The organism is Microvirga sp. 2YAF29 (assembly GCF_052114605.1).
GTDB lineage: Bacteria > Pseudomonadota > Alphaproteobacteria > Rhizobiales > Beijerinckiaceae > Microvirga.
The window spans coordinates 20,338-46,055 of sequence record NZ_JBFRFB010000006.1 but is presented as its reverse complement, the minus strand read 5'-3'; the positions used below and the strand labels follow the sequence as shown (position 1 = coordinate 46,055).

Genomic DNA, 25,718 nt, shown 5'->3' with positions numbered 1-25,718 from the left:
GGCCGTTGAATGCGCCGTTATGTCAGCGGATTCATAGCCCAAGTGAAAGGGCGGAAAGATGCGCGGTGTAGTTCGGTGCAGCGGCGGCCCCTCGAAAGCCGGATAGCATTCATCCGACCTGCATGAGTATGGCACTGAAAGATCGAGTTGCTTGACCGAAAGGGCCAGTTGCTTGCCATCTTGGGACAATAAGGCTCGCCGAACATCGCGCCTGCAGAGCTTCCCTGCGAGTTTCATGGCAACAAATGCCAAGCACTTGTCCCAAATGATCAAGCAAATTCCCTGGAATGAGCGCAATGTGCTCTGTTCATGTCAGCCTGCCCCGTGTGGTGCAGTGCGCTGGGCAGCGAAAGGGAGAATGCCAATGAACAAGACCCTCCTGGCTCTATGCGCTCTCGCAGCGGGCGCGCTTCTGATCCCGAATGTTGCCGATGCCCAGCGTGGCGGTCGCGGTGGAGGCGGCGGCGGCCGCATCGGCGGAGGTGGCGGCTTCGGAGGTGGAGGTGGATTCCGAAGTGGTGGCGGCTTTCAGGGCGGTAATTTCGGGGGCGGCTCCAGGATGTATATCCCGCCGCGCGGCGGGATGGGTGGCTCTCGCGTCGGCATGGGGGGCGGGAATTTCCGCGGGCAGGCGATTGCGGCACGGCCCGGGCGCAGTGATTTTCGTCAAGCGGCAATCAACAATCCTGGCCGCTATGGTAACCGCTACGGCAATCGCGGTGATTGGCGCGGACGCTATCCGTATTATGGCGGACGCTATCCAAATTATGCTGGACGTTATCCTTACTATGGGGGGCGCTATCCGTATTACGGGAATTATTACGGCGGGTGGGGCTTAGGTCTGGCCACAGGGGCAGTGGTTGGTGCCGCGACCGCATACCCGTATTACAATTACCCGTACAACAGCTACCCATCTGCCACTTATCAGACGCCCGTCGCGTTGGGCGCCGGCGGATATTGCGCAACCTCGGTCAAGACCTGCGCGCTCATCAATGCCGCCCCGGTTGGGACGGGATGCTCCTGCCGCACCACGGGAGGCCGGGCTCGCGGCTCGGTCGTAGGAGCCTATTGAGCTCAGTGAGAGCGGACAGTCCGAAATCGAGTTGCCGAAAGACGGATCTCGTCGCCGCGAGATGGAGGGATTGATGCTCAGAGCACCGAAGGTTCTGCGAAACGGTCTGGTCGCGCTCGCGTCCATATTCCTGTCCGTGCCAGTGAGCCCCATTTGGGCAGCAACCGGAACAGTCCATATCGAGATTGCCAAGGCGGGGTTCATCGTCGGCGTTGGAGGGGGACGTGGTACGCTTGTCTTCCAGGGGCGCCGTTACCCCTTGAGCGTCGGCGGATTGAGCGTAGGCGCGACCATCGGTGCATCGAAGGCGGAGATGGTTGGACGTGCTCACAATTTGCGCCGTCCCTCCGACATCGCCGGCACCTATACGGCTGTCGGTGGTGGCGCCGCGGTTGGGGGCGGAGTATCCGGCATTCGGCTGCAAAACGCGAAAGGTGTCGTGCTCGAACTTCGGGGGCGCACCGTCGGACTTGAGCTCAATGCCAGCGTGAGCGGGGTGGAGATCGGCCTGCGTTGAAATCGCTCTGCGCTTCAGGCTATGGGCAACGACTCCGAGCCTGCTACTGGGATCCCGGCGTTTTTCTGGGGCGCGGCAAGGGCTGTCTGACGATGCGCGATACAGGGGCGAATGCCGTGGCGGGTGAATTGACGGTGCCGCCAAGCGATACCCAGGTCGATCCCGTGCTGCCTTCACGCTGAAGGTAGACATAGCCGGTCTGCCGCCAAGGCAGGATGGCATCGCGTTTGTTGTCGAGGATAAGGTCCCCTCGATCTGTCCGCACCATCAGGACTGCATGGGGTTCGCCGCCCTCATCGATGACGGCCGTCATGCGTAGCACCCTGCGAGGAAACCCGGCGGAAACCAGCTGCTTGCGCTTGACGAGCTGATAATCCTCGCAGTCGCCATAGCCATCCTCGGCAAGGCCCCAATGATCATCCACTCCCCAATGCGCAATATCGGTAATGGGGCGAATAGCGGCATTCACCTGTTGGTTGATGTGGGTGAGGACCTCCCATACCTGCGGCGTGAGGGGAACCATTGCCGGTTCGGAGGAATCGATCACGCATTCCTCGGGCCTCTGCTTGCAGAAACGGATCCAGCCCGGGACAGGCATGACGGGATAGCTCCTTGTCGTGTGATGTCTGAATGGTTTGGGCAAGGCGGAGACCGTTTGGGCCTCCGATCCACCACCCATCAACGCCAAAGCCACGACAAGGCTCGCCGGACGAAACCAACGGCTGATAAAAAACACAGCGCCCAAGCGCTCGAGGAGAGGTTCCCGCATGACCCCGCCGTTGTATCATTGATGTTATTGTGAAGAGAGCTGATACGCCAAGTCGGGCGATCTCAAGGCAAGTGCCGATTCCGAAGACGTAAAGAAGACGTAAAGCGGTCACGAGCAGGCGCGAGATTTGCGCCTCCGAAATAGAACTCAGCTGTCCGGTCACATCCCACGTGGAAGGCGAGTTGAGGTAGCCTTCGGGGTTGGGCGGCATACGCGTGGCCCAAAGCGTCAATGAATTGTCCCAGCTTATCAAGCGCTGCGTTCAAGATACGCTAGGATTGACCCTGCACCGGCTGCCTGCTGGAACCAGAGTGACGAGAGCATGACGGAGAAGCCCTATTCCGATGCACAACCAATGGTCTTGGCGCCCCTGAGCAAATCATCCCTGCTCAGGCCATCGCTTTTGTGGCTTCTGGTCCTTGCGCCCATCGCCGCCATCCTTGACGGCATCGGCACCGTGCCTGCCGGCTTCGTGTTCTTCTGCGCCGCCTTGGCGATCGTGCCGTTCGCCAAACTCATCGTTCAAGGCACGGAGCAGGTGGCCACTCACACCGGCGCCACGATTGGCGGCTTGCTCAACGCCACCTTCGGCAACCTGCCGGAGCTGATCATCGCCATGACTGCCCTGCGGGCTGGTCTGCTGGAAATGGTTCGCGCCTCCATCGTCGGGGCGCTGCTCGCGAACCTGCTGGTGGCACTCGGTTTGTCCTTCCTTCTGGGTGGCCTGCGCCACCACAGTCAGGAGTATAATCCGAGTGCCGTCCGCACCTACTCCTCGACAATGGTGCTGGCCTGGATCAGCCTGGCGCTTCCGAGCGCGTTTCACCGCGCCCTCGATACGGAACCCCACCTTGGTGTGCACGCCACCTTGGATCTCGTCGTGGCGATCGTTTTGCTGGGCCTCTACGGGCTTTTCCTACTCTACTCGCTCCGGACGCACCCGGAAACTTTCACCGAGCTCAACGCGCCTGCTGTGGATGAAGAGGCTGAGGAGCACCCCAGCCTCGCGCGGGGCATTGCGACCCTGCTGGTCGCGTCGCTCGGTGCTGCGTGGATGAGCGAAATTCTCGTCGGGGCAGCTGAGCAGGCCGGGCATTCACTCGGCATGTCGCAGATGTTCATGGGCCTGATCGTGCTGGCACTCGTCGGCGGCGCTGCGGAATCCGGATCGGCAATTGCCATGGGCCGAGCGAACCGTCCGGATCTCAGCATCGGCATTGCTTTGGGAAGTTGTGTGCAGATCGCTCTTTTCGTGGCGCCGGTCCTGGTGTTGGTTGCGCCGGCCTTAGGCCAATCCCAGTTCCGGCTGGTCTTCTCACAGGCTGAGATGTGGATGCTGTTCGGCGCGGTTCTTCTCGGAGCGATCGTTACCACGGCGGGGCACTCCACCTGGTTCCGCGGGGCGCAACTGCTCGCGCTCTACCTCATCATCGCTGCTATCCTCTATCTGATCCCGGCCACGCCTTAGGATGCCGGCCATGCTGCGACAGATACTCGTCGGCGGGGTCGTCAGTCTGGGCAACATAGCCATCCATGCCATCGTGATGGCGACGGTCGTAGGCACCGCTCGCAACGCTTCGAAATGGGAACGTCGCCAATCCCAGGCTTGGCTTGCTGTCGTTATGGTCGTGACCGTCGGGGTGCTGATGGTTGCACATGTGGCCGAGGTAATGACCTGGTCGCTTGCCTATGCAATCCTGGATGCCGCGCCCGGCGGAACGGATGTCCTGTACTTTGCCTTCGTCAATTATACGACGCTTGGATACGGCGACGTCTTGCCTGTCGAGCGATGGCGGCTGCTCGGGCCGATGGCCGCCATGAATGGCGTGCTGCTGTTCGGCTGGTCGACAGCGGTCATCTTCGAGGTGCTGAGGCAAGCCATGCGCAGCGGCGATCGGACAGGAAGGCCGTGAGCATTGGGACGGTGCGTCGCGGAGAGTTTGCGTTAGATCCGCACCGGAAGAATTAGACGGCTTCACTTGGTTTCGAGGTATCGCGATACGGCAGCGTCTATCGTCGGAAAGAACCGCGTCTCGCCGAAGCGGTCGAACAGCCCGAACCGGCGCAGCTTGTCCTTGACGGGATCCTTCAGTTCGGCGAACCGGAGCTCGATGCCTTGCGCCAGCAATGCCTCGTCGAGCTCCGTCAGGGCATCGGCCGCCGTCACGTCGACGCTCGTGACCGGGGCTGCCGCGACAACCACGCACCGCACAGGCGTCGGCGAATCCGTTACGGCAGCGAGAATGCGCTCCCGGAATAACTCAGCGTTGGCGAAGAAAAGCGGCGCATCCCACCGGAACAGGACAAGTCCAGGAATTCGACGAGCCTCCGGATAGCGCGTGACGTCATGATAGCCCTCGATGCCGGCCGGACGTCCAAGGATTGCGTAGTAGGGGCGCCATCCGTCCCATAGGAATTCGATCACTGCGATCACGATCGCCAAGCCGATCCCCGGAATAGCGCCGAACACGGCCACGCCGGCGAAGCAGGCGATCGAGAGCCAAAACTCCCAGCGCTGGATGCGATAAATTCGCCTGAGGTCGGTGAAATCAAAAAGTCCAATGGCGGACGCGATGACGACCGCAGCCAAAGCGGAGGTCGGCAGGTTCCGCAGGAGGTCGGGGGCCACAAGGAGCAGCAAAGCGATGGCGAGTGCGCCGACGATGCCCGTCAGTTGCGTACGCGCGCCTGCGGCTTCGGCGACCGGCGTGCGCGAGCTGCTGCTGCTGATCGGAAAACCCTGGAAAAACCCGGTGGCAAAATTAGCGGCTCCGAGCCCCACCATCTCCTGGTTGGGATCGACAGTGGTGCGGGTCCTTGCTGCGTAGGCACGCGAGAGCACGCTGGTGTCGGCGAACGACACCATGGCGACTGCGCAGCCTCCGATCAGCACAGGAACGACGTCATCGAAGGCGATCCAGGGGATCGCGAAACGAGGCAGGCCCTCGGGAAGAGAGCCGAGGATCGAGACGGCGTAGCGTTCCGCGAGATCGAGCATGCCGACGAGAATTGTGGCGCCGACGACGGCGACCAGGATGCCGGGCACGCGCCGATTTCCGCGCAGCAGCAGAATGGTCGCCAGCGTTCCCAAGCCGATCGCAAAGGCCACCCAGTTTGTCCTGCCGGCCAGGATAGCCCCGCCGATTGACCACAGCTCACGCAATGGGCCTGTGCCCGCGACCGAGAACCCAAAGAGCTTGGGAAGCTGGCTAATCAGGACGGTCAAGGCAATGCCGTTCATGTAGCCATAGCGGATCGGCTTGGACAGGAGTTCTGTCACGAATCCCAAGCGTCCCAGACCGGCTAGGATCAGGACCGTTCCCGATACGAGGGCCATCATGCCGCCTAAAACGACGGCGCGCTGCGGATCTCCGCCGGATAGTGGGAGCACGACGCCGAGAATGACGGCTGCAAGGGCCGAGTCCGGGCCGAGGACGAGGATGCGGCTTGGTCCGAGTACGGCATAGACCAACAGCGGCACAATCGTTGCGTAGAGGCCGCAGATGCCCGGCAGGCCGGACGCCACGGCATAGGCAATTCCGACGGGGACAAGCATGGTCGCGAGCACCAAGCCTGCCACCACATCGTGGCCCAGCCACGCGGCCTCGTATCGGAGGAGGGTGCTGAGCCCGGGCGTCCAGCGAGACCATTCGACCTTTAGGCCGTTTCCATGGGCGGCAGACGCCACAGGCCCACCCATCTCATTGCCCTCATCAGCAGGCGGCGCCGCCGCAGCTTTCATCCGGCTGTGAGGAAGCGGATCCACTGGGGGCGTACCGGCCATGACCGCGCTCCGTGTTATGCCCTTATGGAGGCCTCAATACGGGGCCTGCACGACATGCGATGCCGGCAGTCCGTCCTTGGCTCCTTTGGGTTTGGACTCGGCCTTGGGCACTTTCGGCAGATCGACCTTGATCTTCTTGTACGGAATCTGGTCGAGCAGGTGCGCGATCAGGTTCAGGCGCGCGCGGCGCTTGTCATCGGACGGTACGATGAACCAGGGATTGTTTGGCGTGTCGGTGGCCCGCAACATGGCCTGATAGGCCAGCGTATAATCCCACCAGCGCCGCACCGACTCGGTGTCCATCGGACTAAGCTTCCAATGCTTGATCGGATCCTCGATCCGGTCCGCGAAACGGCGGCGCTGCTCGTCCTGACTGACATCGAGAAAGTACTTGAGCAGGATGACGCCGTTGCCGACGATCTCCTGCTCGAACGACGGCACCAGGCGCATGAAGCGCTCGTATTCGTCATCGCTGCAAAAGCCCATTACCCGTTCAACACCGGCTCGGTTGTACCAGGAGCGGTCGAACAGCACGATCTCGCCGGCGGCGGGGAAATGGGCCATGTAGCGCTGGATGTAGAGCTGGCTTTTCTCGCGCTCGGTCGGGGCGGGCAGGGCGACGTGGCGGAACACGCGCGGGCTCACCCGCTGCGTGATGCGGCTGATCACGCCGCCTTTGCCGGCGGTGTCGCGACCTTCGAAGACCACGATGATCCGGGCGCCTGTAGCCTTGGCCCAGGTTTGTAGGCGCACGAGCTCGACCTGCAGCTTCCTCAGCTCGCTCTCGAAATCCTTCCGCTTCATCCTCTCCCGATTGTCGGAGGAAACTGCTGTGCCGACGTCGGCTCTCTCGTTCTTCAGAAGGTCTTGACGCTTCATGTCACGCACCACGTCCTTGGAATGGCATCATCGTGGGTCGCTGCGGGCAGCGATCGATAGGCAGCATACAGAAATGCTCCATCATCGCTTGACCGGACGTGACGACGGCTTGGCATTTTGGGACAGCTTTCACTTTTCACTCCCAGCAAGTCGTAAGGTCTGGAGGCGCGCGGCCGCACCGGTAGCGGCGGACGGCTCGCAGACTTAGTTCTGCTAAATATCGTTGACATGCTATGCTTTGCAGGAACATTCCTTGGGGAGATGACCATGCCCAGGATGAAAGTCGCCATCTTCGTCGAGCCTGGACGCATTGCCCTCGACGAGAAGCCGGTTCCGGAGATCGGTCCGCTCGACGCGCTTGTGCGCATCACCACCACCACGATCTGCGGCACCGATGTGCATATCCTCAAGGGCGAGTATCCCGTGGCCAGGGGGCTGACCATCGGCCACGAGCCCGTCGGCATCATCGAAAAGCTCGGCTCTGCGGTGCAGGGTTACCGCGAGGGGCAGCGTGTCATTGCCGGAGCGATCACGCCGAGCGGTCACAGCGAGGCTTGCCTCTGCGGCTTCCATTCGCAGGACGGAGCCGGTACGAAGCACGGATGGAAGCCGCTCGGCGGCTGGCGGTTCGGTAACACCATCGACGGCTGTCAGGCCGAGTACGTGCTCGTCCCGGACGCCATGGCAAATCTGGCCCCTGTGCCTGATGGACTCACCGATGAGCAGGTGCTCATGTGTCCTGACATCATGTCGACCGGCTTCTCGGGGGCGGAAAGCGGGCGCATCCGCATCGGCGATACGGTGGCCGTATTCGCACAGGGTCCCATCGGCCTCTGTGCCACGGCTGGCGCTCGGTTGATGGGCGCAAGTACGATCATCGCGGTCGAGAGCGTGCCCGCGCGCATGGAAGTGGCGCGCCGGATGGGGGCGGATCATGTGGTCGACTTCACGAAAGCTGATCCGGTCGAAGAGATCCGGCGTCTCACGGGTGGACGCGGTGTCGATGTCTCCATCGAGGCGCTCGGACGTCAGGAAACCTTTGAGGCATCGCTGCGCGTGCTCCGTCCCGGCGGTACGTTGTCGTCGCTCGGGGTTTATTCATCCGACCTTCGAATCCCGCTCGACGGCTTCATGGCCGGACTTGGTGACCACACCATTCGGACGACGCTCTGTCCGGGCGGCAAGGAGCGGATGCGGCGGCTCCTGGAAGTGGTTGCATCCGGGCGTGTCGATACGCGTCCATTAGTGACGCATCGATTCAAGCTCGATCAGATCGAGGAGGCTTATGACCTGTTTGCCCACCAGCGCGACGGTGTATTGAAGGTGGCCATCACTCCCTAGCCCAGCCGACAAATTCATCAGGGCTAGGTTTGCAGGACATAGGTGCCTGGAGCGTCGCACAGCACGGGATAATCGCGAGATGGTGCGCCCATTGTTGGTGGCTGCGTGGGCTTGCCCGAATGCGAGGTCAGCCACTGCGTCCATTCCGGCCACCACGAACCCTCATGAGAGGGCGCGATCCGGGCCCAAGTGTCAGGATCGAGGTAGCGGTCTGCGGCGGATTTTGTCAGAACCTGGAAGCGCCCTCCCGGTCGGTCGGGTTCCGCCACGATGCCGGCATTGTGGCCTCCTGTCGTGAGAAGGAACGTCACGTCGGTATCTGCCAGGAGGTGGATCTTGAACGCGGAGCGCCACGGCGCCACATGATCGCGTTCCGTGCCGACGGCGAAAATCGGCGCTCGAATATCGCTGATGGCGATGGGCTGTCCGTCGACCAGGAAACGTCCCTCGGCAAGGTCGTTGTCGAGGAAAAGCTGCTCCAGATAATCCGCGTGCATGCGGTAGGGCATGCGGGTCGCGTCGGCATTCCACGCCATGAGATCGTTCAGCGGCGTGCGCTCGCCGAGCAAATAATGCCGGACGACACGCGACCAGATGAGATCGTTGGAGCGCAGGAGCTGAAAGGCACCTGCCATCTGGCGCGTATCGAGATAACCCTGGCTGCGCATCAGGTCTTCGAGGAAGTGGACCTGGCTCTCGTTGATGAAGAGCGTGAGTTCTCCGGCCTCGCGAAAGTCGGCTTGGGCTGCCAGCAGTGAAACGGTTTGCAGGCGTTTATCTCCGTCGCGTGCCATGGCAGCTGCGGCAATCGATAGAAGCGTGCCGCCAAGACAATAGCCGACCGCATGAACCTTATGATGCGGGACAATGGCGTTGACCGCATCGAGCGCGGCCATCACACCGAGTTTCCGGTACTCGTCCATGCCGAGATCCCGGTCTTCTGCCGTGGGGTTCTTCCAGGAAATGATGAAAACCGTGAAGCCCTGATCGGTAAGGTAGCGGACGAGAGAGTTCTGAGGCGAGAGATCGAGAATGTAGTACTTCATGATCCAGGCGGGTACGATCAGGATCGGCTCAGGCCTGACGTTGTGGGTAGCAGGCTCGTACTGGATCAGCTCGATGAGACAGTTCTGGTAAATCACCTTTCCCGGTGTCGTGGCAACGTCACGGCCGACCTGGCAAGCCTCTGTTCCGGCAGCGGGTTTCGAACGAGCGATCCGCACCCAGTCATCCAGGAAATTGTGCAGGCCTTGCATGAGGCTCGCGCCGCCGGTCTCAAGGATAAGCCTCTGCACCACCGGATTTGTGGCGATGAAGTTGGAAGGTGATGCCATGTCGAGAATCTGGCGTGAGACAAACTCGACCGCAGCCTCATGTTGCCTGGTGACGCCGTCGATATCCGTCGTCGCATTGTGCCACCATTGCTGCTGCAACAGAAAGGCTTGATGGAAGGTGTTGAACGGCCAGCGGTGCCATTCGTCTCCGGCGAAACGACGGTCCTGAGCCAGGGGCTCAATACACGGCTCGGAGGTTCCACCGCTGAGGGCGCAACACGTAGCAAACTGCACCAGGCAATTCCATTTGCGAATTGCCCTTGCGGTGAGTTCGACCTGCTTGCCGGGCGAGACGGCAAGATGGACCGCCCAATCCGTGAACGCGGCCGTGAGCGCCGCCGGTGACAGGCCGCCGGTGAGGCGGGCCAAGCTTGCATGGGCTGCATGATCGAGAGTGTCCCGGATCCGGTGAAGCTCGGCCTCATCGGATAGATGGGCCAACGCATTGGATGAGGGCGGGCCCATCTGCCCAGGCGCTAAGACTGGCTGGTTCTTCGATGCTCGATGGCGTGTAAAAACACCAGATGGATGGGACGGCATCGCAGCCTCCAGAGCTCCCCTCACACCGGGATCGGTGATCGACGCTAAAGCGGGCCACTCTCACGCAAATTGCTTCAGATCAAAGCATTCACCCCGATTTCGACCACATGATGATCGATAGTTGCTGCGGCACGGCAGGCGCGGTCAGGCCGTGAAGGGAGAGAGCGATGATCAAGGACATCCTGGTACATCTCGATGGGAGTTCCGAAGACGATATCCGTCTGGAGCATGGGCAGGCCCTCGCCTCGGCGGGGCGGGCCCATCTGACCGGGATCTACACCAACCTGTTGCCCGAGCTTAACATGGCCATGCCGATGGATGGCGGTGCGGCCGCGATTCAAGTTCTGACCGAGCTTGAGGAAAGGGCCCGCCAGGAGGGCGACGCCACCGCCAAGCGGCTGACGGAACGGCTTGCCAGCCTTCAGGTGCCGAGCGAGTTGCGTCGGCTGGATGAGACATACAATGCCTTGTCCGCAAGGGTAGTCGAACAGGCGCGATGCGCCGATCTCTTCATCGCCACGCGGCCCCTCGGCGAAGCCAGTGCGCTCGAATGGTCGGATCTCGTCGAGACCGTGCTCTTCGGCAGCGGGCGCGCACTTCTGTTGGTGCCGCCCGGTCGCCATCGCCAGGGACCGATCCAGACCGTGCTGGTGGCGTGGAACGGCAGCCGTGAATCCGCCCGCGCCCTGCGCGAGGGACTAGATTTCATCGGCGAAGCAAAGCGCACAGTTGTTCTCATCGTTGATCCTTCCCCCGACGCCGCAGCATCGGTGAAGGCCCATCTCGCCCGCCATGGCATCGTCGCGGAGATCGCCACCGCCCAAAGCGAAGATCGTCGTGTCGCAGATGTCATCCTCGATGAAGCGCGCAGTGTCTCGGCGGATCTCGTCATCATGGGAGCCTACGGTCACACTCGCCTGAGGGAGCAGATATTCGGCGGTGCAACCCGGGACATGCTCGCCGCCTCCGACAGCCCGGTCCTGGTGGCCCATTGAGAGTGCTCAGCCAACGGGCGTTTCCTCTTGGCCGCACCATCCGTTCAGCAGGATCGGCGGAGCTAGGCTTGGCCTCCGGCGATGTTGATGGTGGCGTCCAGCAACAAGCGACGAGTGCCGGTAGGAAGCGTGTTGCCTCCATCCAGGATCATCCCAAATTCCATGGCAGGCTCTCCCGCCTCTCGCCTGCGAGGCCCTTCGCCCGATTGCGGATCGCCGATGCTCGACGTTGAGAAAGCCAGTCTTCAATCCTCTCAGGTTCTGCGGACTCCGCAGGCGCAGAGAATCGTTTCGCTGCGGGATCTCCACAAATTCGTCCGCCCCATCCTGGTCATTTTGCCCGCATTGGGACTTCTCGCCGGCTTCGGAGCACATCTTATCGGAAGCGGATATTGGTCGGGGACGATTTGGGCCATAGCGACGATACCGGTCCTGCTCGCCTTGCTCATCGAGATCGTTTCCAGTCTGCGGCGCGGAGATGTCGGGCTCGACATTATCGCAGCTCTATCCATGATCGGCGCGCTGGTGTTCGGCGAGCATCTCGCCGCCGTAGTCGTGGCTTTGATGTACGCCGGCGGGCAATACCTGGAGAGCTTTGCCGAGCGCCGCGCCAACCGTGAGATGACGGCGCTCCTTGCCCGCGTGCCGCGGACAGCACTCCGCTATAGGGACGGCCGGCTTGAGGAGATCCCGCTTGATGCCGTCAAGCCCGAAGATCGCCTGATGATCCGCCAAGGGGATACCGTTTCTGTCGACGGACTTGTCGCCGAAGGGCTGGCCGTTCTCGATCAATCGGCCCTGACAGGCGAATCCGTTCCTGTCCAGAAGGCAGTCGGCGAGCCGGTCATGAGCGGCGTGACGAATGTCGGCGATACCTTCGATCTGTCGGCTACACACAGCGCCGCCGACAGCACTTATGCCGGCATCGTTCGCCTGATCGAGGCCGCCCAACGCTCCAAGGCGCCCATGGCGCGTCTCGCCGACCGGTTTGCCATGGCGTTCCTTGCGGTGACGGTGATGCTCGCAGGCGGCGCCTGGCTGTGGAGTGGCGACCCGATAAGGGCCCTGGCCGTCCTCGTTGTCGCCACGCCTTGTCCTCTCATCCTTGCCGTACCTGTAGCCATCGTCTCGGGGGTGTCGCGCGCCGCGAAAGCCGGGGTGCTCGTGAAGGGCGGGAAGGCATTGGAGACGCTTGCCCGTGTGCGTGCGCTAGTCATCGATAAGACCGGCACTCTCACGCACGGCCAGGCGCAGATCGTCGAAATTCGCCCTATGGCCGGGCTCTCGCCCGAAAGGCTTCTCCAGCTTGCGGCGTCGCTCGACCAGGCGTCGAAACACATCATCGCGCGGGCCCTCACCTTGGAGGCGCAGGCCAGAGGGCTCGATCTCCTGCCTCCTACCGAGGTCGAGGAGAGTCCCGGTGAGGGGCTGGAAGGGATCGTCGATGGCCGACGCGTGGTCGTAGGTGGTCTTCGGTTCGTTTCGCAACGTGTTCCGCAGGCCGCCAGGGCGCTTGCCGATGGTCTTTTCCCTACTGGATCGGTGGTGGTGTCCGTGGTGCTCGATGGCCGCGCTGCCGGACTTCTGGTCCTGGCAGATCCGCTACGCTCAGACGCCGCACGGGTGCTCGATAGTCTTCGCCGGCTGGGAATTGCCCGGCTTACCCTGGCATCAGGAGACCGCCGCGACGTGGCGGAGGCTGTGACCGTCGGATTGCACTTCGACGCTGTCTACGCCGATCTCACGCCAGAGCGGAAGATCGGCGTCGTGCAGGATGAGAAGAGGCATGGGCCTGTGATGATGATCGGCGACGGCGTGAACGATGCGCCCGCACTCGCTGCTGCCGACCTTGGTGTCGCCATGGGCGCGAAAGGTGCAGCCGCATCGGCTGAGGCCGCCGACGTGGTCCTTCTCGTCGATCAGCTGGACAAAATTCCCGTCGCCATTCGTGCCGCACGGCGGTCTCGGCGGATCGCACTTCAGAGCGTCTATGTCGGGATCGGGCTCTCGGTTGCCGGGATGATCGTGGCTTCGCTGGGCTATCTGTCGCCCGTGCAGGGTGCCCTTATCCAGGAGGCAATCGATGTCGCCGTGATCCTGAATGCCCTGCGGGCTTTGTGGGGGCATGAGCAATCCTGATTCTAGCCAGGCAGATGCTGGATCTCGGGTTCGGCTTTCAGGTTCAACGATGGTCGTTGAGGGAGTGTCGTTGGCCCTGCCTTATCTACCTGCCTGGGTCAAGCGCAGGGCATCGGGACTGGCATAACGATTATGCGGAGCTGCTTCTCTAGCTCAACGATGCCGTCGAGGCTGCCGCTGATAGGAGGGCAAAGGGCGTCATCATCCGGCGTATCGGGAGGCTTTGAAGAGTAACCCTAAAGAGTAGGCTCGGCCGAGCTTCCATCTCGACGACGGATTGATCGGAATCAAGGCTGTCGAGCGGCATGCCTCTAAGCTTTGCCACAATGGCGGTGTTCGCTTGAGACGCGCTCTGAACCTTGGAGGGAAAAGTGCTTTATCACGTCACGCTTCACTTGGCCCGCAGCAGAGAGTTTCCAGAGGGCAGTCCGCGCTACGGCTACGAAATCACCGCGCCTCTCGACGCGCAGGGACATCTGGACCAGGAAGAATGGGCCGGCAAACGCGCCTATTGCCGGGTCCGTCGTTTCTGGGCCGGCGAAGGGGATCGCCAGGGCATTCTCATTCATCGCCCGGGCGGAGCCGGCGGGGCAACCTGGATGATTGACTACAATCAGGATCGCCCAGGCGACGAAGAGGCAGGTTATCGGCTCAACCAGCATCGTTTCGCAGAGGGCGAATACATTACTATTCAGGATGACGACGAGAAGTCGTATACATTTCAAATCGTGTCCGTGAAGCGGGCCGAGCCCGTCAAAGTAGAGGAGCATCGATCATGAGGCGGCTTGCTCTTCTTGCTGTTGCGCTTGCATTGGGTGCATCCATGGCTGTTGCGCAGTCCGGGCGCGCGCAGCGTGGGTTGACTTTCGCACAGACGAACTGCTCCCAATGCCACGCCATCGGGCGCTACGGTGACAGCCCTATCCCTGAGACGCCACCGTTCCGGACGCTTCATAACCGCTACCCCATTGAAGACCTGGCCGAGGCTTTTGCGGAGGGCATTACGACAGGCCATCCGTCCATGCCTCAGTTCCAACTCGATCCGGCGCAGATCAACGATTTGCTCGCGTACCTGGAATCCATTCAAAGCTAGGGTATCTCGGCCAAAGCGTTCTGGATGATATCTCGGTGCTTTTGCTCAGTAAGATAGGAACAGAGGCACCGGACAGTCCTTCAGCATCGATTGTGTCGTGCCGCCGAGAAACATCTCGTGCAGGCGCGAATGCACGAAGGCTCCCATCACGATCATGTCGGCACGCGTCAGGTTGGCATGATTGCGTAAAGTCTCGGCGACATCGCCGTCCAGCGCCGGCAGGTCAAGGGCCGTTACATTGACGCCGTGGCGTGCCAGATGCGGGCCGATATCTGCACCTGTCACGGTGTCCTTCAGGTCCTTCTCGCCGGTGACGCTGACCAGATCGACCAGCTCGGCCTCGCGCAGGAAAGGCAGGGCATCGTTAAGCGCACGCGCCGCCTTCGCACTGCCGTCCCATGCCACCATGATGCGCATTCCAGTGAATGCTTCGCGGTCAAGTGGAACGATGATCAGAGGACGTCCGCTATCCGTCAGAACAGCCTCGATGAGTCCTCGATCCACGGCGGTGGCGGCGGGCTCGGCATCCAGCACAGTCAGATCATGGATTCTGGCGAGCGCTGTAAAGCTTCTGATCAGATCCTGATAAGCGAGTTGTGGTGCGACCGTCGTGCAGGCGACGCCCGACGAGGCCGCTGCCCGTTGCGATGAGTCCGCCACGGCATGAGCAAGGGTGTCAAGGCGCTGATTTTCAGTTGCCACGAGCTGTTCGGCGATGTTGCTGATGAAGGCATGGGTGAGATGAAGCTTCAGCGAGGCCGCCTGAACGGTAGCATGGACACCGGCCGCACGGGCAAGGGAGAGCCCATAAGCAAGGGCCGAAGATTTTTCCTCGGCATCTCCTTCTTCCGTTAGTCCGATCAGAATGCTTCGGATGTTTTCCAGCATAATGGTCCTCCTGCAGAATTTCTTCAGGTGACGAGTGTCGGCCCCTCAAGTCGCGTCTGCTCCGGGATCAGAACCGCCGCGCCCTGTAACCGTCCCGATCGTAGATCGTCCAGCGCCTCATTCGCGGCTTCCAATGGATATCGCACCGTTTGCGTTCTGATGTTGGCTTCGGGAACGATAGACAGGAAGTCGATGGCGTCCTGACGGGTCAAATTGGCGACGGATACGATTTGCCGCTCTTCCCACAGAAGCCGGTAAGGAAATTGCGGGATGTCGCTCATGTGAATGCCGCCGCAGACGACACGCCCGCCTTTGCGCACTGCACGGAGCGCTAAAGGAACGAGCTCGCCGACGGGCGCGAAGATGATCGCGGCGTCGAGTTTTTCGGGCGGTATTTCCTCCGATCCTCCAGTCCAGACCGCACCGAGCGAGCGCGCGAAATTCTGTGCCGCATCATCGCCCGGTCGCGTGAATGCGAAAATGCGCAAATGCGCCGCTTCTGCCATGTGCAGACCTGAGCGATGATATGTGCTGCCGCGCCAAATCCATAGATGCCTATCGTTTCGCCGGAACCCGCCGCCACGAGGGAGCGCCACCCGATCAGTCCTGCGCAGAGGAGGGGAGCCAAAGCAACAGGATCGCCATCGTCAGGCAGCCTGAAGGCGTAGGCCGCATCCGCAACCGCATGAGACGCAAACCCTCCGTCGCGGGTGTAGCCGGTGAACAGCGGCTCGTCGCAGAGGTTCTCGTGCCCACTGACGCAGTAGGGGCAATGTCCGCAGGTATGGCCAAGCCAGGGAATGCCGACGCGCTCTCCCAACTTGTGATCGTGGACGCCTGAACCGAGTGCTTCCACCCGTCCCACGATCTCATGGCCCGGGATGACGGGAAGCTTGGGATGCGGCAGATCGCCATCCACCACATGAAGGTCTGTCCGGCACACCGCGCAGGCTTCCACCTCAATGCGGATCTCGCCCGCACTTGGCGATGGGAGCGAGCACTCCTCCATGATCAGAGGTGCGTGCACCTCGTGCAGAGTCATGGCTATCATGACATCGCCTCAGCGAAATGCGGCTATCATTCGCTTCCTGAGCGAATCGATCTCATGGACATAAGGCGCGCGCCGCTTGCGATGCTTCTGCCATAGATCCGCTATCATTCGGTCCTTGCTGGCATCGTCCATCCGCTTGTTCTCGATCAGCCGCAGATTGTTCCCATGGTCAACATCGATATCAGCCAAGATCGCCAGAAGCGACTGAAGTTGTGGAAGCGCGCCCGGATCATAAACCTGATAACCGTTGCGACCACTTGAAATATGCGAATGCTCATCATTGAAGATCATGGAGACCTCCGCCGTTGTTCCGATTCATGAACAAGCCCGCTTGGCTCTGATCATACCTGAAAATCGCACAGGCTGCGATTGGAAGTATGCAGCAGCTTGGCGGTCAGGCTGAAGAAACATTCTCAGCAAACAGGGAATAAGCATGACAGCATTTTCCCGCGATGGAGTTGATCCAGATCAAGGAGGTTGAATATGTGATCTCGTGCATTGCGCGGACCCAGAGGATTGCGTCAGTAAAAGCGATTCCGGTTTCCACTTAAACGATGTTCTAGACCGGTCTCATGCGGCGTAGCGTGCCATCGCGTAGAACGAAGTGGTGCCAGAGCGCTATCAAAGTGTGTAGGCCAGCGAGCCAGAGGATCAGAGTGCCGCCCGTCTCGTGCAGTTCCGCCAGCATGCCGGGTGCCCCCTGAGCGGGTGCGGCAAGGGCTGGCAGACCGATCCCGAAGAACGAGATCTGCACGCCAAGCCGCGAGGCAGCGTACCAGCCCGTGAGCGGCAAACCGATGAGAAAGATGTACAGAACCCAATGTCCGATCTTCGCCGCCAAGTTGAGCCAGGGACCTTGGATGTCCTCGACGCGTGGCGCTCCGCCTGTCAGGCGCGAGATCAGGCGCGGGATCGTGAGGACGAGTACCGTTAGACCGAGCGAGAAGTGAAACAGTGGCGGGTTCTCGCGCATGTGACGGCCGCCTTCAGAGGTGAACCAGGCTGCCAGAATGAGCACGGCGGTAGCCCAATGCAGGGCAATCATGAACTTGGAATAGCGTGGCATGTCGGCCTCTCCCGATCCGGAAATCCTAACCGAGGCGCACCGATGTCTGTAGTGAAATATCGGTAATGTCTAACACCGTAGACCAGTCATCATAGGTCGCGCCTTGGCATGTGCAATCTCAGCTCGGCCATCAACCAGACATTCCGAAGTATCTGGATAGCCTCAGTCTCGAATCCAGCAAAACAAGGTGGGCTGAGAAACACCAGCCGCGTTCCGCCGGCAGATCCTGTGCGAATAAGACGGCCAAGCCTTTTACGGAGACGCCCGGCGGCGCCTTCGCTCAAGCTTCGTCCATGACTCTCAGCCGTTCTCGCTTGATGAACAGAACGCGATGAAGCTCCGGTTCACCAATCACTGTGCAGAGCTCCCGGAAGCCGAAGAATGGGAGCAAAGAAAAGAACAGGCGCAGTGTTGTCGTCACGATGCCAAGCGGGTGCCGCCGCCACGAATATGATCTTCGCCAGCATGAGGGCATTCACAATTGCAAAGCCCTGCCGATAATGGATACCGCTTTCCGACAGGATCAGCGATTTGTGCAGAGCTGGGATGGACAGCAGGGCCCAAAGATAGAGGAAAATGCCTCCGAAGTGCTTGAGGCTGGAGAAAGCTTTGTCCTTGCGGGTGAGCGGCGCTGCATCGGGCATCACCTTCGTTCAGAGGGAGCCACTCGGAGCCGACCGCTCTCCGAGCCGGAAAAGGCACTCTTTCAGCGTGAGCGGAATGAGCCGGAGATCTCGCCTCCGGCCCACTCACTACGCCTCCACCGTTGCCTGCACCTTGTTCTGGCAGGTGACGCCCGCAGGGTCCAGACCCGACGGACACGACCATCGTCCTGTTCTGTCAAGAAGATGTCTCACTCGATCAAGCAGCTCGCATGGTTCAGCGTAGAATTCAGGCTTTAGAGTCGGTCGAGATTAAGAGGGATACAGGCTCCTGACTTACCTGCTGCAGGCAGGAGAATGCCGAGATGAAATCAGCAGGTCCAAGCAGTTCGAGGGCAGTCACTCAAGAGGCTGTCTCGCAATGCTGCTGTCTCTTCATCTGCCGAGGTTAATCACCGTGTCTGACGGTTGCAACATTCTCGTGAAGGTTATGACGATGTTCGCCGGTTTGCAGAATATCAATGGGCACAGAAACTTATGAAGACCCTGGATGACGCTGCGCGAAAGCCACGCCATCCGCGAAGGCTCAAGGGGCGTGATCGAGCCACCGAAAAATGTGGTCTCCTCTGGAACCCGAAGGAAAGAGCCCATGCTTGAACTCCTTCTCTGCTCCATGTTGACGATCCTGCCGGACTATCTCTACCGCCGCTATGGCCAGGGCAAACGGATCGGCAAAGAAATCACGCCGTATTCGGTCTGGTTCGAGTTGCGGTGGGGCATTACGCTCTGCCTGATGCTCACCATCGGGCTGATCACGACCGTCTTCTATAACCATCCGGCGACCACGAATGCCACGGCCTTCTTCCGCACCATTCCGATCCTGCCGGAAACCAATGGGCGCGTTGCGGAAATCTATGTGGGAGGCGTTAGTGGCGAGGTGAAGCAAGGCGCACCGATCTTCCGGCTCGACGACTCGAAGCAGGAGGCTGCCGCTGAAACCGCCCGCCGCAGGATCGTTGAAATCGATGCTGCCATGGTTGTCGCGCATGCCGACATCCAGGCTGCCGAAGGCAAGATCCAGGAGGCCAGAAGCTCTTACCAACAGGCCGTGGACGAATTGGCGACAAAGCAGGAGATCTACCGGCGCAATCCCGGTGCCGTCGCCACGCGGGACATCGAGAAGCTCAAAGTCGCCGTGCAGGGCCGCCAAGGTGGCATCGACGCCGCCGTTGCCACCATGGAGCAGTCCGAGGCGCAGCTCTCCACGTTGCTCCCCGCTCAGAAGGCCAGCGCTGAGGCCGAGCTGGCCCAGGCTGAAGTGGATCTGTCGAAGACCGTCATTCGGGCCGGCGTCAATGGACGGGTGGAGCAGTTCACATTGCGGGTGGGCGATGTGGTCAACCCGCTCATGCGGCCTGCCGGCGTCCTGATTCCGGAGGGCGCTGGGCAAGGGCGCCTGCAAGCCGGCTTCGGGCAAGTTGAGGCTCAAGTGATGAAGGTCGGTATGGCCACCGAGGCGGCCTGCGCGTCGAAGCCCTGGACTGTTATCCCCATGGTGGTGACGGGCGTGCAGGATTTCATCGCCGCTGGCCAATTCCGCGGTGGCGAGCAATTGCTCGATCCGCAACAGGTGACGCAGCCGGGAACCATCCTGACGTTTCTTGAGCCGCTCTACGAGGGCGGTTTTAACGGAGTCACCGCAGGCAGCAGTTGCGTCGTCAATGTCTATACCAGTCACCACGAGGAAATCATCTCGCCGGAGACGGGCGCAATGCGACGGATCGTTCTCCATGTAGTGGACGGGGTTGGGCTAGTGCATGCCATGATCCTGCGCATCCATGCACTGGTTTACCCGATCCAGACCCTTGTGCTCGGGGGTGGGCATTAGCGTCAACAGCAGGGAGGAACGCCGTGGCTAATATCCTGTTCGAGCTGATTTCTCGGGAGCGGATCCTGTTCACCGGCGTGGTGCGGGCAGTGATGCTGCCTGCGACCGAGGGTGACATGACCGTCATGCCCGGCCACGAGCCAACCATGGTGACGCTCAACCCCGGGATTATCGCGGTAACCGATATTCAGGGGCACGGTCACCGCGCCTTCGTGCGGGGCGGGTTCGTGCAGATTACCGGCTCCAGCGTGTCGGTCCTGGCCGAGCGGGCTTTGCCGCCCGAGGAGCTCACGCGTGATCGTCTCGACGAAGAGATCTTACGTCTGGAGACTATGCGCGAAGCCATGCGGGACGACCGGGCGCGCCGAGAGGCTGATTATGCCATCAGCCGCTTTGAGCTGGTAAAAACAACCCTTTTATTCTGATGCGGAAAAGGAGGATGGATTATGGCCGCAATGCCGAAGACAGCAGTAACCTCAGAGGCCCGGCGCAGCAGCACCGGAATCAGCTGGCCTGAAGGCAGCCAAGCTTTGGCCGCCGCCACGGAGGCCTGGTTCTCCGCAACAGCCGAATGCCAGCGGGAGGCAATCGGCTTTATCTCCAAACGGCTTGATAAGGACGGCGAGACAATCCGCGCCATGATGAGTTGCAAGGATCCGGCAGACATTGCTGCCATCCAGTCCCGCTGGATGGAGGAAGCCTTGCGCGACTACAGCAACGAGGCGGGGAAGCTGATGACAATATGCATCGAGTCCGTCAAAGGCGGATCTGGCTCAAGGCGATGAGGACCTCCAGGCCCTGTTCGCCGGTCTGACGGATTCTTTCCGCGCAAGCCGCATGAGCAAAGAGCTGTCGTCCGCTCACCACGTGCTTGAGCGGATCTGAGCGATGGCGGCTGTCATCAGCTCGGCCATTTTCTCGCGAATCTGCTCGTCGGACTGGTTGATGCCGTTTGCCTCGAAATCGGTCCGAAGCTTCTCGACCAGAGCCTCATCGACGATACGTGCCACCAAGCTTTGGCTGATCTCGCTGACATAGGCGTCGGCCTTCTGCCCCACGAGGCCGAGTTGGGTCGCTGCCCATTGTCCAAGGAGCTTGTTGCGACGTGCCAGGGCCCTGAACCGTGCCTCCTCGTCATGCGTGAACATCTGTTCAAAGGCTTGTTCGCGATCTTGGAAAAGGGTCATAGGCGCCTCCGGGAGTAGGGTGGTCACCAATATTATGTCGCCGATCTGATCATACACGAAAACGACGTTTTCCGGATCACGATGTTGAATCGGCGGCCCCTAGGGTGGGCCCGGCAAACCTCCTTATGCCCCTTCACCCCGGTGCCCCGCCGACGGTAAAATCAGGTGCAAGAAGTTGAATGCATGCGAAGAGGTTGAGGATGTCTCAGGAACAGACACCCATATACTCACATCTGAGAACGCCGAGAGCGGCGGCCGTTGCAGGCATAGCCTTTTCCATCCTACTGGTTATCATCTTCTGGGGGTTCCGAAGTGCGGTTCCTGCCGATCCATTAGACCCTGGCATTTGGCTGGTCGGTGGCTCGGGGCACGTCGCGTTGGCGCTGAACCTCATTCCCTTTGCGGGGATCGCTTTCCTATGGTTCATCGGTGTGCTGCGTGATCGCCTCGGTTCGGAGGAAGATCGTTTCTTCGCGACGGTGTTCCTGGGCAGCGGCCTGTTGTTCCTGGCTGTTCTGTTCGTTGCAGCGACGATTGTCGGCGCCTTGCTTCTCATGGCCCCGTCAAACGAGTCGGGTGAGATGGGCGCCGCTTCGACGTTCCACTTCGCGAGGGCGGTCGCGTATATTCTGATCAATGTCTATGCGATCAAGATGGCTGGCGTGTTCATGATCTCCACGTCCACGGTCGTGATCTACACCGGGATCGCTCCCCGATGGATGGCCGGGATCGGCTACGCGTTGGCCGCGCTTGTGCTGCTCGGCAGCTTCTATATCAGCTGGAGCATCATGGTTTTGCCCGTTTGGGTGCTGCTGATCAGTGTGCATATACTGCTGGACAATTTGCGCCGGCGGGACAGAAACCCCCAACAGCCATAGAGCCTACTCTCGCTGCGGGCCGCTCGGACTTGGGCGCACCCATGCATTCCGGCGCCATCGTTACTTGCGCCGTGCCGGCGTGAGATCGTCCAGACGTTCACTGCGCGCAAATCCTAATCCCTGCGGATCCTCTTGACGAGCGGCAGCTCGATCCTGCGCGTCGAGGCCCGAATGCCGGATCGTCGCGTCGAGATGGGCCAGATAACGCCGCACTGCGGTACGGCGCTTCACATCGCTTGTTTCAGCAAGTGCGGTGAGAGTGGCGTGCAGCCGTCGCATGACTTGAACAGATGTCAGGCCGTACTGGCGGATCTCATCGAAGGCCAGCGACAGGTAATCTTCCCATGCCGGCATGGGGATGAACAGGCGTGCGGTGCCGGCCTGGTCCTTGATCCACAGATTGCCTAGCGGCTGGCGGCTTAGGCGGCGCAGAAGATCATCGATCTGGTCGAGTGCCTGCACAGCCGTGGTTGGATCGTTGATAGCCGGCGACAGGGCCTTTACTGCGATATCCACGAGTATACGGAAGGCGTATTTGGGGTCTTGCTCAAAGGTGCGCTCGCGTCCGGTCTGGATGCACCTGACCAGGTCGCCCTTCGGCAATGGCTTCGCCGAAGCATAAATCTTGAGGATGGTATCTCCTTCCACCAACGTGTCGCCGACAGCGGCCACCAGGTCGACAAGAATGTCCGTCGCTTCGGCAAGGGACAAGAGGGCGTGAAAATCGATGCGTGTCACGCAACGCGGCGAGCCGCGATGAACGATTGTCTCGACCGAACGTTCCGCACGATGGTTCTCTGACCGGTTCTCGGTCACCCACGAGATTGTGGAGGTATCGAACAGGTGCGCTTGTGTCTCTATCACCCGCCGTCCCTCATCGCCGACAATTATCAGAACATCGGTAATCTGTATCTTGGCCAAGTTTTGCACCAGGCGCGAAAACATCAGCATGCTTGCGACTAGGAGCGCCAGGACCAGCAACGTCGACAGCGGTGGGACTTCACCGCTGCCGCCACGGTCGGTCCACAGGAGCGTGGCCATGGCATAGGTGAATGTCGCAACGAAGATGCCGAGAGCGTGGTAGAGTTCGTGCTTGCCGGCGAACCACAAAACTAGCCGAGGTGAGTAGGCGACGGCGCTGAATTGCACCATGACGAAAGCGACGGAGAAGACGATTGCCGTGAAGGCGAGAATTCCGGATGCCGTAGCCGATAGGAACGCCATGGCGGCGGCAGCCGACATGGCGTGCGTATAGCCTGGCAGGAAATGGTGCTCGAGCCGAGGCAAGACGGCGGCTGCCGCCAGACTGACGATCGTATAGACGGAGGGAATTGCCCAGGGTCTCAAGGCCTGTGCTCTCACTATCGGCGAGTCGCAATCAGATGAAAGCGCACAACACCGCCTCCACATCTTAGGCTTTCGCGGCTGCCCTGGCCAGATGCCAGTCTCCAGCACCAAGGATGCACGCAAAATCCTTCAAGCGCGGAGACTTTCGACAGCGCGGCTGATCAGATCGTACTTCGTCTGGGTTACCTTCAAATCCCGAAACCAGTTCACGAGGTCTCCCCAAGGCTCGTTGAGCTGCCCCAGTCCAGATATGAACGCGACGACGGTCCCAACCTCGGCCTCACCCTTGATGACGTAGTAACCGCCGAGTGCGAGGATGGCGGCGATGCCGAGATGATGCATGAGGTTCATCAGGAAGTTCATTGAGAACTTCAATCGGATGACCCCCATGTTGAGAACGAAGACTTGCTGAATGCGATCCTGCTGAGGGCTCCCCGCGGCAGCGCCCGCGCGTGGCTGATCGATGATGCCGACGCTGACTTGGCGGAGCGTGGCGATTCTGTAAGCCACCCGCTTGTTGATGGCCTTCTGCATCAATGGCACAAAAACAAGCTGCGGCGAAAAGACGGCCAAGGCGACTAAAGCCATCAGCGGCTGTAAATAGACCATGTAGGCAAGTACGCCGATGAGCAGGCCGCCTTGGAGGAGGGGCTCGGACACGCTCGTCCCAACGAATCCTCCGATTGGATCCGCCTCGTCGACAACCAGGGAGATCTGGACACCTTCGGTGCCGGCCTGACAGAGTTCAGGCCTGATCTGTCGGAAATCGTCCAGAAGGGCGGTCCGGAGCCAACGCGTTGCACTCTCGCCGACATAGCCTCGATAGATGTTCAGCCCAAGCTTGAGAAATCCAGCCAGCATGGCAAGACCCGCATAGACGATTGCAAGGCGGGCGATGGGCCCCGCCGCCCCGCCGACGAATGCATCGTTGATGATCCGCCGCTGAAGTTCCAGCGGAGCAATTTCAGACGTGAAGGCAAGGACGGACAACAGCGCCAGCGCGAACTGGTCGCGGGCACTGACGAGCCAAATGAGCCGGGAAAGGCGAGGGGGCGTTCTGGCGGGGGAGCGCGCTTCACCCGGGTCGACCTCGCTCGGAAGCACCTGTCCATGGCGAGGCAGTGAGGTCCGGGGCAGCACGGCCAATCTCCCAAGTTCCACCGGCTGGGAAAGTCAAGCATTTAACCGATCAACCGCTGGTCCTGCCTTGCGCCAAATCAATCTTCTTTCAGGTAGCCTCCATCATGCATGTCACCATGGCGCAAATGCGATCTGCACTCAGAAACTAGGTTTCATTTAGCGTGGGCAGGCGACTCCATGCCGGTTCGATATCGTATGTCTGCGTTCGAGAGAGGCCGGCTAATACGGAGAAAGGTTCGAGCACAGCTGGAGCCGCAGCATCGAGGGCTGCGCTGTTGAGACTAACCAAGGGAGTGCCTTAGGGGGTCATCCTAGCCTTGTCGTTCCATGGCCTCAGGAGGCATAGGCCCTCTGCTGCAGCCTCGCCATGCGGCGGATCCATTCATCGTATTCTTGAGTCTTGAATTGCAGATATTTTTTTACCTCTTGATGAGGGAGAATGAGAAACTGCTCGGCCTCAATACCTTCCAGGGCAGCCTTTGATACGGCGTCGGCTGAAAGGATACCGTCAAACGCCTGAGGTCCGCTTGGAAGATCGCGCAGCAGGGGAGTGTCCACACCCTGAGGGCAAAGTATTGAGACACGGATCCCATGATCGTGGTGTGTGATGGCAAGATTTTCGGCAAATCCCACTGCAGCGTGTTTGGTCGTAGAATAGACGGCGCTGCCGACCTGCGAGAGAAGTCCCGCAGCGGATGCAGTCAGCAGGAAATATCCTCTCTTGCGGGCCTTCATACGCGGGATTAGCACTCTGGCAGCATAGACATGGGCCATCACATTCACCGCCCATGCCTTCGCCCATACGTCGTTCGGTGCGCCAGCCGCATTCTCGAAGGTAGTGTCGAAGCCCGTGGCGATGCCGGCATTAGAGCAGAAGAGGTCAATCGGACCGATCGTGCTTTCGGTCATCTCTACGAGGTGTCGGATCTGGTCCTCATCCGTGACGTCGCAATAGGCTGCCTCGCCATCGATTGAACGCGCGACATCAGCAGACTTCTCTCGGTCGATGTCGGCAACGATCACGCGAGCCGCGCCTGCATGAGCAAAACATCGACATAGTGCCTCGCCAATGCCGCTTGCGCCTCCTGTCACAACAATGACCTTGCCCTGAACCTTCATCCGTTTGTCCCTTGAGCGAGAGTGAGATCATTGCACTCCATCTTCATGATCATACCAATGAACTTCGCCGCCAAATTTGGCGCAGCCAG

Annotated in this window: 25 protein-coding genes and 1 pseudogene; 13 read left to right on the top strand and 13 right to left on the bottom strand. The window is 60.5% G+C overall.

Features of this window, described 5'->3' with window-relative positions:
• The first annotated feature begins 364 nt into the window (after positions 1 to 364).
• Both AB4Y85_RS09820 and AB4Y85_RS09815 read left to right on the top strand, forming a co-directional pair.
• On the top strand, positions 365 to 1,072 hold the full coding sequence (locus tag AB4Y85_RS09820) for a hypothetical protein (RefSeq protein ID WP_441984707.1): 708 nt from the start codon (positions 365 to 367) through the stop codon (positions 1,070 to 1,072).
• Between the two features lie 73 nt (positions 1,073 to 1,145).
• Entirely contained in the window at positions 1,146 to 1,589 is a 444-nt protein-coding gene (locus AB4Y85_RS09815) for a hypothetical protein (RefSeq protein WP_441984706.1), read from the top strand.
• Between the two features lie 43 nt (positions 1,590 to 1,632).
• On the opposite strand, the gene AB4Y85_RS09810 is transcribed toward AB4Y85_RS09815, so the two are convergent.
• Positions 1,633 to 2,187 (bottom strand): transglutaminase-like cysteine peptidase, encoded by a 555-nt coding sequence (locus AB4Y85_RS09810; RefSeq protein WP_441984705.1) that lies wholly within the window; start codon positions 2,185 to 2,187, stop codon positions 1,633 to 1,635.
• Positions 2,188 to 2,680: 493 nt separating this feature from the next.
• Between AB4Y85_RS09810 and cax the strand changes: the two genes are divergently transcribed.
• Together cax and AB4Y85_RS09800 are read left to right on the top strand one after the other, a co-directional pair.
• Positions 2,681 to 3,826 (top strand): calcium/proton exchanger, encoded by a 1,146-nt coding sequence (gene cax / locus AB4Y85_RS09805; protein WP_441984704.1) that lies wholly within the window; start codon positions 2,681 to 2,683, stop codon positions 3,824 to 3,826.
• A 10-nt stretch (positions 3,827 to 3,836) separates the two neighbouring features.
• Positions 3,837 to 4,271 (top strand): potassium channel family protein, encoded by a 435-nt coding sequence (locus AB4Y85_RS09800; RefSeq protein WP_441984703.1) that lies wholly within the window; start codon positions 3,837 to 3,839, stop codon positions 4,269 to 4,271.
• A gap of 62 nt (positions 4,272 to 4,333) precedes the next feature.
• Here the strand turns inward: AB4Y85_RS09800 and AB4Y85_RS09795 are convergent, their stop codons facing one another.
• Together AB4Y85_RS09795 and ppk2 are read right to left on the bottom strand one after the other, a co-directional pair.
• The gene (locus AB4Y85_RS09795) at positions 4,334 to 6,058 is read right to left on the bottom strand and encodes a SulP family inorganic anion transporter (protein ID WP_441984919.1); all 1,725 of its coding nucleotides are present in this window, start codon (positions 6,056 to 6,058) and stop codon (positions 4,334 to 4,336) included.
• A 117-nt stretch (positions 6,059 to 6,175) separates the two neighbouring features.
• Positions 6,176 to 7,021: a polyphosphate kinase 2 gene (ppk2, locus tag AB4Y85_RS09790; protein WP_441984702.1), complete on the bottom strand. Its 846-nt coding sequence runs from the start codon at positions 7,019 to 7,021 to the stop codon at positions 6,176 to 6,178.
• A 267-nt stretch (positions 7,022 to 7,288) separates the two neighbouring features.
• Between ppk2 and AB4Y85_RS09785 the strand changes: the two genes are divergently transcribed.
• Positions 7,289 to 8,362, top strand: coding sequence for an NAD(P)-dependent alcohol dehydrogenase (locus tag AB4Y85_RS09785; protein WP_441984701.1), 1,074 nt, complete (start codon positions 7,289 to 7,291; stop codon positions 8,360 to 8,362).
• Between the two features lie 23 nt (positions 8,363 to 8,385).
• Here AB4Y85_RS09785 and AB4Y85_RS09780 read toward each other — a convergent pair whose 3' ends face one another.
• Entirely contained in the window at positions 8,386 to 10,161 is a 1,776-nt protein-coding gene (locus tag AB4Y85_RS09780; RefSeq protein ID WP_441984700.1) for a PHA/PHB synthase family protein, read from the bottom strand.
• Between the two features lie 242 nt (positions 10,162 to 10,403).
• Here AB4Y85_RS09780 and AB4Y85_RS09775 point away from each other — a divergent pair, with 242 nt between their 5' ends.
• The 4 genes from AB4Y85_RS09775 (at position 10,404) to AB4Y85_RS09760 (ending at position 14,463) form a co-directional block, all read left to right on the top strand.
• Positions 10,404 to 11,231 carry a universal stress protein gene (locus tag AB4Y85_RS09775; RefSeq protein WP_441984699.1) on the top strand — a complete coding sequence of 276 codons (828 nt, stop codon included), beginning with the start codon at positions 10,404 to 10,406 and terminating at the stop codon, positions 11,229 to 11,231.
• A gap of 162 nt (positions 11,232 to 11,393) precedes the next feature.
• A complete protein-coding gene (locus AB4Y85_RS09770; RefSeq protein ID WP_441984698.1) occupies positions 11,394 to 13,370 on the top strand; it encodes a heavy metal translocating P-type ATPase in 1,977 nt (658 codons plus the stop codon).
• A 371-nt stretch (positions 13,371 to 13,741) separates the two neighbouring features.
• Positions 13,742 to 14,149, top strand: coding sequence for a hypothetical protein (locus AB4Y85_RS09765; protein WP_441984697.1), 408 nt, complete (start codon positions 13,742 to 13,744; stop codon positions 14,147 to 14,149).
• Positions 14,146 to 14,463 carry a c-type cytochrome gene (locus AB4Y85_RS09760; protein WP_441984696.1) on the top strand — a complete coding sequence of 106 codons (318 nt, stop codon included), beginning with the start codon at positions 14,146 to 14,148 and terminating at the stop codon, positions 14,461 to 14,463. The genes AB4Y85_RS09765 and AB4Y85_RS09760 overlap by 4 nt, the downstream gene beginning before the upstream one ends.
• Positions 14,464 to 14,508: 45 nt before the next feature.
• On the opposite strand, the gene AB4Y85_RS09755 is transcribed toward AB4Y85_RS09760, so the two are convergent.
• From AB4Y85_RS09755 to AB4Y85_RS09735, 5 genes and pseudogenes are all read right to left on the bottom strand, one after another.
• Entirely contained in the window at positions 14,509 to 15,351 is an 843-nt protein-coding gene (locus tag AB4Y85_RS09755) for a universal stress protein (protein ID WP_441984695.1), read from the bottom strand.
• Between the two features lie 23 nt (positions 15,352 to 15,374).
• Positions 15,375 to 16,402: pseudogene (locus tag AB4Y85_RS09750) on the bottom strand (zinc-dependent alcohol dehydrogenase family protein).
• Between the two features lie 9 nt (positions 16,403 to 16,411).
• Complete coding sequence (locus tag AB4Y85_RS09745; protein WP_441984694.1) at positions 16,412 to 16,693, bottom strand: hypothetical protein; 282 nt, start codon at positions 16,691 to 16,693, stop codon at positions 16,412 to 16,414.
• A 268-nt stretch (positions 16,694 to 16,961) separates the two neighbouring features.
• Complete coding sequence (locus tag AB4Y85_RS09740; RefSeq protein WP_441984693.1) at positions 16,962 to 17,468, bottom strand: cytochrome b; 507 nt, start codon at positions 17,466 to 17,468, stop codon at positions 16,962 to 16,964.
• A gap of 344 nt (positions 17,469 to 17,812) precedes the next feature.
• Positions 17,813 to 18,112, bottom strand: coding sequence for a hypothetical protein (locus AB4Y85_RS09735; protein WP_441984692.1), 300 nt, complete (start codon positions 18,110 to 18,112; stop codon positions 17,813 to 17,815).
• Positions 18,113 to 18,719: 607 nt separating this feature from the next.
• Between AB4Y85_RS09735 and AB4Y85_RS09730 the strand changes: the two genes are divergently transcribed.
• From AB4Y85_RS09730 to AB4Y85_RS09720, 3 genes are read left to right on the top strand one after another with little or no spacing between them, the layout of a single operon-like run.
• Positions 18,720 to 19,958, top strand: a complete 1,239-nt coding sequence (locus AB4Y85_RS09730) for an HlyD family secretion protein (RefSeq protein ID WP_441984691.1) — start codon at positions 18,720 to 18,722, stop codon at positions 19,956 to 19,958.
• A 23-nt stretch (positions 19,959 to 19,981) separates the two neighbouring features.
• On the top strand, positions 19,982 to 20,383 hold the full coding sequence (gene atpC, locus AB4Y85_RS09725) for an ATP synthase F1 subunit epsilon (RefSeq protein ID WP_441984690.1): 402 nt from the start codon (positions 19,982 to 19,984) through the stop codon (positions 20,381 to 20,383).
• Positions 20,384 to 20,404: 21 nt separating this feature from the next.
• Positions 20,405 to 20,743, top strand: coding sequence for a phasin family protein (locus tag AB4Y85_RS09720; protein ID WP_441984689.1), 339 nt, complete (start codon positions 20,405 to 20,407; stop codon positions 20,741 to 20,743).
• A gap of 75 nt (positions 20,744 to 20,818) precedes the next feature.
• On the opposite strand, the gene AB4Y85_RS09715 is transcribed toward AB4Y85_RS09720, so the two are convergent.
• A complete protein-coding gene (locus tag AB4Y85_RS09715) occupies positions 20,819 to 21,145 on the bottom strand; it encodes a DUF1476 domain-containing protein (RefSeq protein WP_441984688.1) in 327 nt (108 codons plus the stop codon).
• Between the two features lie 200 nt (positions 21,146 to 21,345).
• On the opposite strand from AB4Y85_RS09715, the gene AB4Y85_RS09710 reads away from it, so the two are divergent.
• Positions 21,346 to 22,023: a hypothetical protein gene (locus AB4Y85_RS09710; RefSeq protein ID WP_441984687.1), complete on the top strand. Its 678-nt coding sequence runs from the start codon at positions 21,346 to 21,348 to the stop codon at positions 22,021 to 22,023.
• Positions 22,024 to 22,083: 60 nt separating this feature from the next.
• Here AB4Y85_RS09710 and AB4Y85_RS09705 read toward each other — a convergent pair whose 3' ends face one another.
• The 3 genes from AB4Y85_RS09705 to AB4Y85_RS09695 all read right to left on the bottom strand — a co-directional run bounded on the left by AB4Y85_RS09705 (position 22,084) and on the right by AB4Y85_RS09695 (position 25,629).
• The gene (locus AB4Y85_RS09705) at positions 22,084 to 23,370 is read right to left on the bottom strand and encodes a DUF2254 domain-containing protein (protein ID WP_441984686.1); all 1,287 of its coding nucleotides are present in this window, start codon (positions 23,368 to 23,370) and stop codon (positions 22,084 to 22,086) included.
• A gap of 129 nt (positions 23,371 to 23,499) precedes the next feature.
• Positions 23,500 to 24,510 carry an ABC transporter transmembrane domain-containing protein gene (locus AB4Y85_RS09700; RefSeq protein ID WP_441984685.1) on the bottom strand — a complete coding sequence of 337 codons (1,011 nt, stop codon included), beginning with the start codon at positions 24,508 to 24,510 and terminating at the stop codon, positions 23,500 to 23,502.
• Positions 24,511 to 24,843: 333 nt separating this feature from the next.
• Positions 24,844 to 25,629, bottom strand: coding sequence for an SDR family oxidoreductase (locus AB4Y85_RS09695; protein ID WP_441984684.1), 786 nt, complete (start codon positions 25,627 to 25,629; stop codon positions 24,844 to 24,846).
• Between the last annotated feature and the right edge of the window lie 89 nt (positions 25,630 to 25,718).

What these genes read in the sequence shown, in the direction of transcription:
- AB4Y85_RS09795 (WP_441984919.1), bottom strand. Translation starts at nt 6,058, where the DNA reads ATGGGTGGGCCTGTGGCGTCTGCCGCCCATGGAAACGGCCTAAAGGTC.
- AB4Y85_RS09820 (WP_441984707.1), top strand. Translation starts at nt 365, where the DNA reads ATGAACAAGACCCTCCTGGCTCTATGCGCTCTCGCAGCGGGCGCGCTT.
- ppk2 (WP_441984702.1), bottom strand. Translation starts at nt 7,021, where the DNA reads ATGAAGCGTCAAGACCTTCTGAAGAACGAGAGAGCCGACGTCGGCACA.
- AB4Y85_RS09730 (WP_441984691.1), top strand. Translation starts at nt 18,720, where the DNA reads ATGCTTGAACTCCTTCTCTGCTCCATGTTGACGATCCTGCCGGACTAT.
- cax (WP_441984704.1), top strand. Translation starts at nt 2,681, where the DNA reads ATGACGGAGAAGCCCTATTCCGATGCACAACCAATGGTCTTGGCGCCC.
- AB4Y85_RS09785 (WP_441984701.1), top strand. Translation starts at nt 7,289, where the DNA reads ATGCCCAGGATGAAAGTCGCCATCTTCGTCGAGCCTGGACGCATTGCC.
- AB4Y85_RS09770 (WP_441984698.1), top strand. Translation starts at nt 11,394, where the DNA reads ATGGCAGGCTCTCCCGCCTCTCGCCTGCGAGGCCCTTCGCCCGATTGC.
- AB4Y85_RS09695 (WP_441984684.1), bottom strand. Translation starts at nt 25,629, where the DNA reads ATGAAGGTTCAGGGCAAGGTCATTGTTGTGACAGGAGGCGCAAGCGGC.
- AB4Y85_RS09755 (WP_441984695.1), bottom strand. Translation starts at nt 15,351, where the DNA reads ATGCTGGAAAACATCCGAAGCATTCTGATCGGACTAACGGAAGAAGGA.
- AB4Y85_RS09710 (WP_441984687.1), top strand. Translation starts at nt 21,346, where the DNA reads ATGTCTCAGGAACAGACACCCATATACTCACATCTGAGAACGCCGAGA.
- AB4Y85_RS09715 (WP_441984688.1), bottom strand. Translation starts at nt 21,145, where the DNA reads ATGACCCTTTTCCAAGATCGCGAACAAGCCTTTGAACAGATGTTCACG.
- AB4Y85_RS09810 (WP_441984705.1), bottom strand. Translation starts at nt 2,187, where the DNA reads ATGCCTGTCCCGGGCTGGATCCGTTTCTGCAAGCAGAGGCCCGAGGAA.
- AB4Y85_RS09760 (WP_441984696.1), top strand. Translation starts at nt 14,146, where the DNA reads ATGAGGCGGCTTGCTCTTCTTGCTGTTGCGCTTGCATTGGGTGCATCC.
- AB4Y85_RS09740 (WP_441984693.1), bottom strand. Translation starts at nt 17,468, where the DNA reads ATGCCACGCTATTCCAAGTTCATGATTGCCCTGCATTGGGCTACCGCC.
- AB4Y85_RS09735 (WP_441984692.1), bottom strand. Translation starts at nt 18,112, where the DNA reads ATGCCCGATGCAGCGCCGCTCACCCGCAAGGACAAAGCTTTCTCCAGC.
- AB4Y85_RS09800 (WP_441984703.1), top strand. Translation starts at nt 3,837, where the DNA reads ATGCTGCGACAGATACTCGTCGGCGGGGTCGTCAGTCTGGGCAACATA.
- AB4Y85_RS09780 (WP_441984700.1), bottom strand. Translation starts at nt 10,161, where the DNA reads ATGGGCCCGCCCTCATCCAATGCGTTGGCCCATCTATCCGATGAGGCC.
- AB4Y85_RS09775 (WP_441984699.1), top strand. Translation starts at nt 10,404, where the DNA reads ATGATCAAGGACATCCTGGTACATCTCGATGGGAGTTCCGAAGACGAT.
- AB4Y85_RS09745 (WP_441984694.1), bottom strand. Translation starts at nt 16,693, where the DNA reads ATGATCTTCAATGATGAGCATTCGCATATTTCAAGTGGTCGCAACGGT.
- AB4Y85_RS09720 (WP_441984689.1), top strand. Translation starts at nt 20,405, where the DNA reads ATGGCCGCAATGCCGAAGACAGCAGTAACCTCAGAGGCCCGGCGCAGC.
- AB4Y85_RS09815 (WP_441984706.1), top strand. Translation starts at nt 1,146, where the DNA reads ATGCTCAGAGCACCGAAGGTTCTGCGAAACGGTCTGGTCGCGCTCGCG.